Source organism: Plantactinospora sp. B5E13, from assembly GCF_039871775.1.
Taxonomy (GTDB): domain Bacteria; phylum Actinomycetota; class Actinomycetes; order Mycobacteriales; family Micromonosporaceae; genus Plantactinospora.
Window position 1 is genome coordinate 96793 of record NZ_JBDPLT010000025.1, and the last position, 12229, is coordinate 109021.

Below are 12229 nucleotides of genomic sequence, written 5' to 3' on the forward strand. Positions count from 1 at the left end.
CGACGCCCGCGGCCATCCCGTTCCGGCGGGGACCCGGGCACGGCGCTGTTATCCGCCGCTGGCGACATCCTCCACCGGCGCCGGTTCGCCCCCGGAAACCGTCGGCGCCGGTTCGCCTCCGGAGGCTGCCGGGGCCCCGCCGCCGTCGACCGGAGCCGGTGTCCCAGCACCCGACTGGCCGCCGAGGGGTGTCACACCCCCACCGGTGGGCCCCGGCACAGCCGCCGGCCCGGTGCCGCCCGCCGGGGCCTGGCTGGCGACCGCGGGCAGGCTCCGGGTCACCTCGGCCAGCAACTCCTTCGGATCGGTACGCCCGGTGACCTGGAACTCGACCTCGGCTTCGCCGACCCGCAGCCGTACCCGGGTGTCCCTGCGCTGCTGGGCCACCCAGGTCTGGAGCACCTGGAAGAGTCCGGGCAGCAACGCCTGCGCCACCACCGCGATGATCACCGCGTCGCTGAACCCCGCCCGCCCGTCCTGACGTCCGCGGGTCTCCCGTACCGCGTTGCGGTACTCCGGGTGCCGGCGGAGCCAGTCGCCCAACCCCTGCTGCGGCGACGACGCCGAGTGGGCGGTCAGGATCAGGTGCACCGGTTGGTCGGCCGGTCGCCGGGCGGTCTGCCCGAGCGACGCCGCCGCGTCCGGGTCGGTCACGGTCTGCTCCACTTTCTCCTCGTCGGGTGGCTGTCAAGCACTCTCAGTCGGTGGGGGGCTGGAAGGTGACCTGGTCGCCGTTCACCACCAGCACCCCGCGTACGAAGAACTCGTACTCCTCGGTGTACTGCCGCGACTGGCCGAGGTAGTCCTCGGCCGTCCAGGAGGCCGTGACCGTGCCGCTGCCGTCCTCGAGGGTGGAGACGGCGGCGGTGGCCGCGCCCGTCAACTCGGCTTGGATCGTCGGCTGCTCCGTGATCGTCCACCGCACCTTCTCCACGCTCGTGTTGTACAACCGGAAGGGGCAGCCCGTCGCGGCCGCCGCCCCCTGCTGCACACAGTTGTCGAGGTACGCCTCGACCGCCTGCTCGGCGCGGCTCTGCAGATCCGGTCGCGGCGCGGGGGTGACGACGATGCTGCCGCCCTGGCCGCCGAGCGCGACCACGACCGGGACCGGTGGTGTCTCGCTCAACACGCTGCTCGGCAGGGTGGCGAGGTACCGGCCGGGGAACGCGGTGACCGCCAGGAGGTCACCCTCCGACGCCGAGACCGGCACCCCGTTGATCCGCAGGCCCGGCTGGTCCGGGCCGGACATCTCGGAGAGGCCACCGTCGAGGTGCCAGCCGCGGAGACCGAACGAGGTCGACTCGTCGCGACGGAGCTGCAGCTCGACGGTCATCGGCGTGCCGGCCACCGTGTAGGAGACGTCCGCCACCGCCTGGTCACCCTCGCGCCGCACCGATGTGACGTCCACGTCGGTCGGCGGCTCGTAGTCGTCGGAGGCGACCATCGCGGCGAGCGTCTCGTCCTGCGCGAGGGCCTCGCGGACCGTCGGGTCCAGCCAGTCGAGCGCGGCGCCGGCGTCGCGGTCCTCGAGGGCGGAGAAGTAGCCGTTCACCGCGGACCGGGGCCCGAAGAACGCCCACTGCACGATGCCGAGACCGCTGGCGACCAGGCAGCCGGCCAGCAGCACCGCGAGCGTGACGACCACGGTACGACGCGAGGGGCCGCCCGGCACCGCGTCCTCGAACCCGACGGCGTACCCGGACGGGGCGCCGCCGTCCCCGGTGGACCCGGCGCCGGAGGTGGCGGGTAGGTGTGCCAGCCGGTCCAGCCGTTGCTCGTGTGCGGGGTGGCTGGCACAGACCACCTCGTCCCACCCGCTGCGGCCGTTCTCGAAGGACTTGCGCCGCTCCAGGATCGCCCGCAGTCCGTCGATCCGGCCGGCGTGGACCGCGCCGAGGTCGGCCCGGTATTCCGCCGCCCGGACGTCGCGGGCGTGCAGCGGCATGACCAGGTACTTCATCGTCAGCAGGACCGGCCAGAAGACGAGGAAGACGAGGAAGTTGGTCGCCGGGTGCGGGAAGCTGCGCATCAGCCAGACCGGCAGCGCGTGCAGCAGGAACAACGGCAACGCCACTCCGCGTACGAAGGCCGAGGTGACCTCGTCGCCGGTGCGCCAGTGCACGAGTTCGTGGCTGAGCAGCGCCTCGATCTCGTCGGTCGGTTCGGTCAGCAGGCTCGTGGTGACCACGATGTGCCGCGAGTAGGTACGGGCGTTGGTGAGGACGGGATCGTCCTCGATGAGCAGTCGGGGCACCGTCGGCAGGCCGAGGCGGCGCGCACACTCCCGGAGCACCGGCTCCAACGCGGCCCGCTCGCGTGCGCTGAGGGCGCGTGCGCCGGAGAGCAGCAGCAGCCGTGGCTCCAGCAGTACCCGGTAGAGCGTGTAGGCCACGCCGATCACGATCGCGGCGGCGACCGTTCCGGCCAGGCCGCTCACCAGCGTGACCGGGCTGTCGAGGCTGTCGCCCCAGGGCACCAGCACGACGTAGAGGAAACCGCCGAGGAAACCGACGGCGACCCCCAGCAACCCGCCGAACACGCCGGCCGACCGGGTCAGGAAGGCGTCGAGCAAGCTGCCGACCAGCGGCGTGTCCAGCAGTTCGGCGGGCACCTGGTCGGTCACGTCCAGCCCGCCGGAGAGCGACCCGAAGATCCCGAGCCCGACCGCCGCCCAGAATCCGAGCAACAGCGCGAGTGGTACGTACAGCCAGGTCGCGACGAAGGCACCGAGCACCCCACGCCAGTCGCGGAGGATGCCGGCGCGCAGCCAGACCAGTGCGTTCGGGTATCCCGGTGGTTGGTCGGGAATCTTGCGGCCGGTGGGCGGAGCGGACGACGACGGCGGCGGTCCGGGATCCGTCGTCGGGGGCCGTACTGCCTGCGGCGGTGTTGCCTGCGGCGGTGTTGCCGACGAAGCCGGTGCGGGTGGACCGTCCGGCGGTGGAGTAGGCGAACTCTCCGGCATGGGGGTGCCCCCGGGGTCTCATGGCGCGAGGACTGGAAACGCTCGGCCGCCCGGCGAACGGATGCGACACCGGACGGGTAGCCGTGACGTAGGGGGTCGTCCGGCTACGACTGCCCACAATAGAAGGGCATCGAGTGTGATGTGAGCCCGTTCGAGGATCGATTTTCAGCTCGGCCGTCTCCGACGGCCGGCCCGGCCGGGTGCCACCTGGCCGGGCCTGCCGAGCAGACCTGTCCGCCGAGCGGTTACCTGGTCACCGCCGGCGCGGTCGCCGACGCCCCGGCCCGGGTGGTCGGCGCCGCCGTGGCCAGGAGCACCGCCACCGCGAGCAGCCCGGCGCCGACCGCTCCGACCGGGCCGAGCCGGTCGCCCAGCAGCACCGCGGCGAGCAGCGCGCCGACCAACGGTTCCAGCAGCGTCACCAGCGCGGCGGTACCGGGCCGGACGGTCCGCAGCCCACGGAAGTAGAGCAGGTACGCCACTGCGGTCGGCCCGACGCCCAGGGCGAGCAGCAGCCCCACGGACCGGAGGTCCGGGTCGAACCCGAGCCCGACGGTACTCCCGGCGACGAGGGTCACCAGTAGTCCGCCGGCGGAGAAGCCGAGTCCGGTGCCGGTGAGGTCGTCCAGCGTCGCCACCGGTCGGGCGCCGACCAGGGTGATCGCGGCGAACCCGGCCGCGGAGAGCAGGGCGAGGGCGGCGCTGGCGAGGACGGCCGGGGTGCCGAAGTCGCCGGACGGCAGACCCACCAGCAGGCCGAGTCCGGTCAGCGCGAGGCCGCAGGTGACGGCGGCCCGACGGTCTGTCCGGCGACGGCCGGAGACGGCCTCGGCGGCGAGCACCAGCACCGGGGCGGCGCCGATGGTGACCAGCGTGGCCAGGCTGACCGAGGTCAGCGCCACCGAGCCGAAGTAGCAGACCTGGTAGCTGGCGGCCAGTGCGCCGAGGACGAGGATCCGGGTCCAGGCGGCCCGACCACGCGGCAGCCTCCGCCCGGTGAGCAGGAGGAAGGCCACGATCAGACCACCGCCGACACAGAGGCGGTAACCGGCCACCGCGACCGGGGAGAGTGCGGTGGTCCGGCCGAGCAGGCTGCCGGTCAGCCCTCCGGTGCCCCACAGGGTGCCAGAGATGATCAGGAAGAGAAGGCCGGTGCCGGGCCGGGGACGGGCGACGGCCGGCGAGGTGAACGCTTCGGATGAGGTGTGCATGGACGTACGCGCTCCTGCGACGAGAAGGGAGATGGTCGCGGAAGCGGGGCGTACCCGGGCTCAGGTCACCGGATCGAAGTCATCCACAGTGGAGCAGCACGTCGGCCGGGACGGCTCGACGCGCTGGCCTGGTCGCCCCGCTCAGGAACGCGGCGGCGGGGTGATCGGAAAGCACCGGTGCACGGGCGTCACTCTACCGTCGGGCCGACGCACGACGGTACGCCCGTCGGGCCGGTCCGTACCGGCGCCGGCGGGCGTACCACGCCAGGTGCTGAGCTCAGCCGAGCGGCTGCTGCTCGGAGAAACCGAACTGCACGGTGCCCTCGGCGTCCACCGCCGCGTCGAGGGCCTTGTCGTCGAGTATCTGGGCGGCCTGCGGGTCGAGGAAGACCCGGGCACCGTCGCTGTCCACCACCTGGTCACCCTGGGCCGGGCTCTCCGCGAGTTCCAGGGTGAGCGACCCGGCGGCGAGGTCGCTGACGATCCGCAGCCCGGCGCCGTCCGGCACCTCCTGCTGTGCGGTCAGGTCCCGGATCACGAGTACGGCGTTCTCGGTCATCGTGAGCATAAAAAACTCCTTGTGGATTCTCTCCGGCCGCACGCCGCATCCCCTGACGCGGGTGCCCCGGACCATCCCCCGACACACCCGTGCCAAACGCGGGCGAGCCGGCAGAGGATGGGGAGGCCTCGAACATGTAGCCAGCCCATCGGAGGGGCCGCGGACGTGCGGCCGGGCTGGCGCCTTGACGTACGGCGGTCGGCGTCTCTCTCGAACTCGCGGGTGTGGCAACAGGCCGTACTTGCCCTACGTTGCCGCTTCCAACCTGATTCGTCAACTCCGGTGAGCCGTCCGGCGGCGTGTGTTATGCCCGCCGCCAGGCGGTGGTCAGCCGTCCGCGACGGACCCGGCCGACACCCGGTCCAGCAGCCGCCGGATCTCGCGTACCGCGGTCCGCCCGGCCCGGTTCGCGCCGATCGTGCTCGCCGACGGCCCGTACCCGAGCAGGTGGATCCGCTCGTCGACGACGACCCGGGTGCCGTCCATCGGGATGCCGCCCCCGGGCGCGCGCAGCCGCAACGGCGCGAGGTGGTTCAGGACGGCCCGGAACCCGGTGCACCAGAGGATCACGTCCGCCGCGAAGCTGTCACCGTCGGCCCAGACCACCCCTTCGGGGACGATCCGGTCGAACACCGGGAACCGCCGCAACACCCCGGTCTCGTGCATCCGGCGCAGTTGCGGGGTCCACGGCAGCCCGGTCACGCTGACCACGCTGCCCGGCGGCAGACCGACGCGTACCCGTTCCTCCACCCTGGCGACGGCGGCCCGGCCCTGTTCCTGGCCGAACCGCTCGGCGAAGACCGGCGGGCGGCGGGTGACCCACCGGGTCGCGGCGGCGACCTCGGCGACCTCGGCCAGCAGCTGCACGGCCGAGGTGCCCCCGCCGACCACCACCACCCGGCGGCCGGCGAACTCCGCCGGGCCCCGGTAGTCGGCGGTGTGCAGCTGCCGGCCGGCGAAGGTGTTCTGCCCGGGATAGACCGGCCAGAACGGGTGCCGCCAGGTGCCGGTGGCGTTGGCCAGGGCCCGGGTCGTCCAGGTGCCGGCGTCGGTACGCACGTCGAGCCGGCCGTCCGGTCGGTCGTGTACCGAACGCACGTTGACCGGCCGGTGCACCGGCAGCCCGAACTCCCGTTCGTAGGCGGCGAAGTACCCGGCCACCACCTCGGCGGCCGGACGGTCCGGGTCGGCGGGGCCGAGCGCCATCCCCGGCAGGTCGTGGATGCCGTGCACACCGGAGAGCCGCAGCGTCGGCCAGCGTTCCCGCCACGCGCCGCCGGGACCGGCCCCGCCGTCCAGCAGCACGTACCCGGTTTCCGGGGCGAACCCGGCCCGGTGCAGGAAGTATCCGGCGGAGAGCCCCGCCTGGCCCGCGCCGATCACCACCACGTCGACATCCCGACCGCTCACACCGGCGACAACCACCGGCCGTGGTCGATCCGTACCGGACCCGGGCGTCTCGTCGCTCACACTCCGCGCGACGCGGTGAGCCCTGGTCCGTGACGCCCGAGGATGCGATGATCCAGGCATGTCGATATGTAGGTTCTTTCCGCGATCGGCGACACGGTCGGCACTGGTCTTCACCGTCGCCGCCGCCACGATCGGCGCACCGGTTGGGCCGGCCGCCGCCGTCGAGCCGGACCCGGTGCTGAACAAGGCCGTCTTCAACCGGCCGACCGGTTCGACCGCCGCGCAGAACGCCATCTTCGTCCAACTGGCCCGGATCATCGACCGGGTACCGGCCGGCGGCGAGATCCAGATGTCGTGGTTCGGCTTCGGGGTGACCGACGTGACCGACTCGGCGACCACCCCGGACCTGCCGGCCCGACTGCTGAACGCACACCAGCGCGGGGTACGCGTCAAAATCATCCTCGACCACGAGCAGGTCAGCCAGCGCCCGTACCAGCGGCTGCTGCCGGTGCTCGGCGCGAACGACACCGCCGGGTCGTACATCGTGCACTGCGCGGACCAGTTCCCGAGCCAGGACCGGGGTTGCATCGGCACCCGGCGTATCGACTACAGCACCTCCTCGGTCACCGCGTACAACCACAACAAGTTCCTGACCGCGTCGAGCGTGGTGTTGGACAACGGTTCCACCGTCGCCAACGTCGTCTTCCAGGGCTCGGCCAACCTCGGCTGGTGGGACGCGAACGAGGCGTACAACAACGCGGTGACGTTCAGCGACGCGACCACTTACCAGGCGTACCGACAGTACTTCGCGGACCTGCGCTCACACCGGTACAGCTCGACCGGGAACAACAACTACTACTGGGGCACGCCGACCGGGACCACCTACCGGGCGTACTTCTTCCCCCGCCGGGAACGGTCCGGCCAGCCGGTCAGCGACCCGGCCACCGACACCATCGTCAGTGTGCTCGACTCGGTGAGTTCGTGCTCGTACGACGACGCCGGCACCCGCCGACAGACCGACGTACGGGTCAACATGTACTCGTTCAACCGACCCGAGGTGGCGAAGAAGCTGACCGCCCTGCGCAACGCCGGCTGCTGGGTCGACGTGGTCTACAGCGAGGCCAACGCCGGGGTACTCGACGCGCTCGGCGGCAACGTGCAGGTCACCCGCTGCAACTTCAACGTCGGGCCGGGCCGGGACATCCGTACCCACAACAAGTACATGCTGATCGACGGCGCGTACGACGACGACATCGTGCCCCGGGTCTTCACCGGCAGCCACAACTACAACGTCTCGGCGCTGCGCCAGGCCGACGAGGCGATGCTGCGCATCATGGGCCGTGGCATGCACGACGACTACCTCGCCGACTTCTGGCACGTCCGGGACACCTGCCGGGCCAACGGCGGCGCGGTCAGCTGACCCACCGGTGATCAGCCGCGCAGGTCGGGAAGGGGTGCCGCCCTCCACCGGAAGCGATAATGAGAGCCCCTTCCCCACCTGGAGGCGTGCATGATCGAGGTCACCGGCCCGCTGGGTGCGCGGTACGCGGAGATTCTCAGTGCGGAGGCGCTGGAGTTCCTCGCGGAGCTGCACCGGGAGTTCGAGCCACGGCGGCGGGAGTTGCTGGCGCTGCGGGCGGAGCGGGAGGCGGCGTTGGCCGCCGGCGGCACGCTCGGTTTCCTGCCGGAGACCGAACACATCCGGGCGGACCCGTCGTGGCGGGTCGCGGGGCCGGCACCGGGACTTGTCGACCGGCGGGTCGAGATCACCGGGCCGACCGACGCCAAGATGACGATCAACGCGTTGAACTCCGGGGCGAAGGTCTGGCTCGCCGACCTCGAGGACGCCAACACTCCACTGTGGTCGAACGTGGTCGAGGGGCAGCTCAACCTCCGCGACGCGATCGCCGGCTACCTGCAGTACGTCTCGCCGGACGGCCGCCGGTACTTTCCGCGCCAGGACGGCGAGTTGGCCACCATCGTGGTGCGGCCGCGCGGCTGGCACCTGACCGAGAAGCACATCCTGGTCGACGGCGAGCGGATCGCGGGAGCACTCGTCGACTTCGGACTCTACTTCTTCCACTGCGCCCGGGCGCAGCTCGCCTCCGGCTCCGGGCCCTACTTCTACCTGCCCAAACTGGAGAGCCACCTCGAGGCGCGGCTCTGGAACGACGTGTTCGTCCTCGCCCAGGAGCGGCTCGGCATCCCGCGCGGCACCGTCCGGGCCACCGTACTGATCGAGACGTTCCCGGCCGCGTTCGAGATGGAGGAGATCCTCTACGAGTTGCGGGAACACTCCGCCGGGCTGAACGCCGGACGCTGGGACTACATGTTCAGCGTGATCAAGAAGTTCCGGACCCGGGGCACCGAGTTCCTGCTCCCGGACCGGGCCGCGGTGACGATGACCGCGCCGTTCCTGCGGGCGTACACGGAACTGCTGGTCCGGACCTGTCACCGGCGTGGCGCGCACGCGATCGGCGGCATGGCGGCGTTCATCCCCAGCCGACGCGACCCGACGGTCAACGAGACCGCCTTCGCGAAGGTCCGGGAGGACAAGACCCGGGAGGCGGACGACGGCTTCGACGGTTCCTGGGTCGCGCACCCGGACCTGGTCCCGGTCTGCCGCGAGGTCTTCGACAACGTGCTCGGCGACCGGCCACACCAGCTCGACCGGACCCGGGACGAGGTACGGGTCGACGCCGCCCAACTGCTGGACGTCGCCGCCACCGGAGGCCGGCCCACCGAGGCCGGACTGCGCAACAACGTCAGCGTCGGTATCCAGTACCTGGCGAGCTGGCTGCGCGGCTCCGGTGCGGTCGCCATCTTCAACCTGATGGAGGACGCCGCCACCGCCGAGATCTCCCGCTCCCAGGTCTGGCAGTGGCTGCACAACGGTGTCACCCTCGACACCGGCGTGCCGGTGACCCGGGAACTGGTCGAACGGATCGCCGACGAGGAGATCGCCCGGCTCGACGCCGACCCGGACCGGTACGCCGAGGCACGGGCCCTGTTCACGGAGGTCGCGGTCGCGGACGAATTTGTGGACTTCCTCACGCTGCCCGCGTACGAGAGGATGCCGTAACAAGCTGTCCGCAACGGAGGTCGGCGATGACCGGTGACGACGACGGACGATCGACGACGACCGGTCCCGACGGGGATCGGTCGGCGGAACGCGCGGCGACGATCGGGAGGTTGGCCGCCGAACTGCGTACCCGGCTCGACGCCGACCAGGTGATCGACGACCGGGCCCGGCTGCGGACGTACGAGTGTGACGGGCTGGCCGCGTACCGGGTCGTGCCGGCCCTGGTGGTGCTGCCGCACACCGCCCAGGAGTGTGCCCTGGTGGTCCGGTCCTGTGTCGCCGCCGGGGTGCCGTTCGTGGCCCGGGGCTCCGGGACCGGGCTCTCCGGCGGCGCCCTGCCGCACCCGGACGGGGTACTGGTCGTCACCTCCCGGCTACGCGAGATCCGGGAGGTCGCCCCGGCCGACGAGCGGGCGGTGGTCGAACCCGGGGTGATCAACCTGGCGGTCAGTCGGGCCGCCCACCCGCACGGCTACTACTACGCCCCCGACCCGTCCAGTCAGCAGATCTGCTCGATCGGCGGGAACGTGGCGGAGAACTCCGGCGGCGCACACTGCCTCAAGTACGGCTTCACCACCAACCACGTGCTCGGTCTGCAGGTGGTGACCCCGGACGGCGAACTGGTCCGGCTCGGCGGGGCGGCCCCGGACAGCCCCGGGTACGACCTGGTCGGCGCGTTCGTCGGCTCGGAGGGGACCCTCGGCATCGCCACCGAGGTCACCGTACGGCTGGTCCGGTTGCCGGAGTCGGTACGTACCCTGCTCGCCGCCTTTCCCACGACGGACGCCGCCGGTGCGGCGACCTCGGCGATCATCGCGGCCGGGGTGGTCCCGGCGGCGGTGGAGATGATGGACGCGCTCGCCATCGAGGCCGCCGAGGCGGCCGTCCGATGTGGATATCCGGCCGGCGCCGGCGCGGTGCTGATCGTCGAGCTGGACGGCCCGGCGGTCGAGGTGGAGGCCCAGTTCGCCGAGGTGGTGACGTTGTGCCGGACACACCGGGCGTTCGAGGTACGGATCGCCGCCGACGAGGCGCAACGGGCGCTGTTCTGGAAGGGGCGCAAGTCGGCGTTCGCCGCGGTCGGCCGGCTCAGCCCGGACTACATCGTGCAGGACGGGGTGATCCCCCGGACCGCGCTGCCGGAAGTGCTGCGCCGGATCGGCGAACTCGCCGCCGAGCGGGGCATCCGGGTGGCGAACGTCTTCCACGCCGGCGACGGCAACCTGCACCCGCTGGTCCTCTTCGACGAGACGATCGACGGGCAGACCGACCGGGCCGAGGAACTCTCCGGGGCGATCCTCGACCTCTGTGTCGCGTACGGCGGGTCGATCACCGGCGAGCACGGGGTCGGGATGGACAAGGCGACGTACCTGCCCCGGATGTTCACCGACGACGACCTCGACACGATGCAGCTGCTCCGGTGCGCCTTCGACCCCCGGTCGCTGGCGAACCCCGGCAAGATCTTCCCCACGCCCCGGCTCTGTGGTGAGGTGCCCGGCCGGCGCAAGGGTCCCCATCCACTGCAGGAGGCGGGTCTCGCGGAGGTGTTCTGACCATGTCCGACGTACCGGGTTCGGTTGACCTGCTCGCCACGATCGAGGACGCCGGGCTGGTCCGGCCGGCCGGTCCGGTGGACGTGGTCGGTGGCGTACCGGCCCGGTTCGTCGCCGAGCCCGCGACGACGGAGCAGGTGGCGACGGTACTGGCCGCCGCCGCACGGCACGGTCTGACCGTGGTCGCCCGGGGCTCCGGCAGCAAACTCGACTGGGGACATCCGCCGACGGCGCTGGACCTGATCGTCGACACCCGTCGCCTCGCCGGCGTGGTCGAACACGCCGCCGGCGACCTGATCGTGGTGGTCCGGGCCGGTACCCCGCTGGCCGAACTGCGACAACTGCTCGCCCCGGCCGGTCAGCAGCTGGCGCTGGACGACCCGCTGCCCGGGGCCACCGTCGGCGGGGTGGTCTCGACGAACACGAGCGGGCCGCGCCGGATGGGGTACGGCACGGTTCGCGACCTGCTGATCGGGGTCACCCTGGTCCGCGCCGACGGCGTGGTCGCCCACGCCGGCGGCAAGGTGGTGAAGAACGTCGCCGGCTACGACCTGGGCAAGCTGGTGACCGGCGCGTACGGCACCCTCGGGCTGGTCACCGAGTGCGCGTTCCGGCTGCATCCGGTGCCGGCCGCGCAGGCGTACGTCCGCTGCCGGGTCCCGCTGGCCGGGGCGGGTGGCGCCGACCTGGTCGGACGACTGGTCGCCACCGTGCGGGCGGCGCAGCTGGTACCGGACGCGCTGGAGGTCGACGCCCCGGTCGACGGGCCGATCGAGCTGGTGGTGCTGATCGGCGGCACCACCGCCGGGGTGGCCGGGCGGGCCGAGGCGGCCCGACGACTGCTGGCCGGGGCGGCGGGGCCGGGTCCGACCGGCGCCGATCTGGAGGTTCTGGTCGATGCCGGGTCGCCGCCGCCCTGGTGGTCGCGGTACCCGTGGCTGCCCGGTGGCACCGGGCTGAAGCTCACCGGGGTGCTCTCCGCCGTACCCGACCTGCTCGGCGCGGCCCGGACCGTGGCCGACCGGCACGACGTGCCGATCCGGGTACGCGGTTCGGCCGGCACCGGGGTCCTCTACGCCGGGCTGCCGGCGAACGCCGAACCCGACCGGGTGGCCGGGGTCGTCGAGGAGTTGCGGGGGGCGGCCGGAACGGCCGGCGGGCATGCGGTGGTGCTGACCGCCCCCGACCGGGTACGCGACCGGGTCGACCTGTGGGGGCCGGTGGAAGGGCTGGAGCTGATGCGTCGGGTGAAGGACCGGTTCGATCCGGAGGCGCGGCTGGCGCCGGGACGTTTTGTGGGAGGAATCTGATGCCGTCGCCGCCGCCGTCTTCGCCTTCTTCCCCGTCGGGGCCGGTGGGGGTGGGGCCGGGTGCCCCGCTCTGGGCGGTCAGGCTTGATCCCGACGCGGGTCACCCGGCCCCACCCGGTACCCGGCGCCGCTCCTGTCG

The 12229-nt window shown here is 72.3% G+C and carries 9 protein-coding genes; 4 read left to right on the forward strand and 5 right to left on the reverse strand.

Going from position 1 to position 12229, the window contains the following annotated elements:
• Positions 1–48: 48 nt before the first annotated feature.
• From ABGB05_RS22410 to ABGB05_RS22430, 5 genes are all read right to left on the reverse strand, one after another.
• On the reverse strand, positions 49–666 hold the full coding sequence (locus tag ABGB05_RS22410; protein WP_347655420.1) for a hypothetical protein: 618 nt from the start codon (positions 664–666) through the stop codon (positions 49–51).
• A 31-nt stretch (positions 667–697) separates the two neighbouring features.
• Entirely contained in the window at positions 698–2965 is a 2268-nt protein-coding gene (locus tag ABGB05_RS22415; RefSeq protein ID WP_347655421.1) for a M48 family metalloprotease, read from the reverse strand.
• 245 nt (positions 2966–3210) lie between these two features.
• Positions 3211–4176, reverse strand: coding sequence for a DMT family transporter (locus ABGB05_RS22420; protein WP_347655422.1), 966 nt, complete (start codon positions 4174–4176; stop codon positions 3211–3213).
• A gap of 277 nt (positions 4177–4453) precedes the next feature.
• Positions 4454–4744 carry an adhesin gene (locus ABGB05_RS22425; protein WP_347655423.1) on the reverse strand — a complete coding sequence of 97 codons (291 nt, stop codon included), beginning with the start codon at positions 4742–4744 and terminating at the stop codon, positions 4454–4456.
• Positions 4745–5062: 318 nt separating this feature from the next.
• The gene (locus tag ABGB05_RS22430) at positions 5063–6145 is read right to left on the reverse strand and encodes an NAD(P)-binding domain-containing protein (protein WP_347655424.1); all 1083 of its coding nucleotides are present in this window, start codon (positions 6143–6145) and stop codon (positions 5063–5065) included.
• 118 nt (positions 6146–6263) lie between these two features.
• Between ABGB05_RS22430 and ABGB05_RS22435 the strand changes: the two genes are divergently transcribed.
• From ABGB05_RS22435 to ABGB05_RS22450, 4 genes are all read left to right on the forward strand, one after another.
• Positions 6264–7565, forward strand: coding sequence for a phospholipase D-like domain-containing protein (locus ABGB05_RS22435; protein ID WP_347655425.1), 1302 nt, complete (start codon positions 6264–6266; stop codon positions 7563–7565).
• Positions 7566–7655: 90 nt separating this feature from the next.
• A complete protein-coding gene (gene aceB, locus ABGB05_RS22440) occupies positions 7656–9227 on the forward strand; it encodes a malate synthase A (protein WP_347655426.1) in 1572 nt (523 codons plus the stop codon).
• 26 nt (positions 9228–9253) lie between these two features.
• A complete protein-coding gene (locus tag ABGB05_RS22445) occupies positions 9254–10780 on the forward strand; it encodes an FAD-linked oxidase C-terminal domain-containing protein (RefSeq protein ID WP_347655427.1) in 1527 nt (508 codons plus the stop codon).
• A gap of 2 nt (positions 10781–10782) precedes the next feature.
• Complete coding sequence (locus ABGB05_RS22450) at positions 10783–12090, forward strand: FAD-binding oxidoreductase (protein WP_347655428.1); 1308 nt, start codon at positions 10783–10785, stop codon at positions 12088–12090.
• Positions 12091–12229 lie beyond the last annotated feature (139 nt).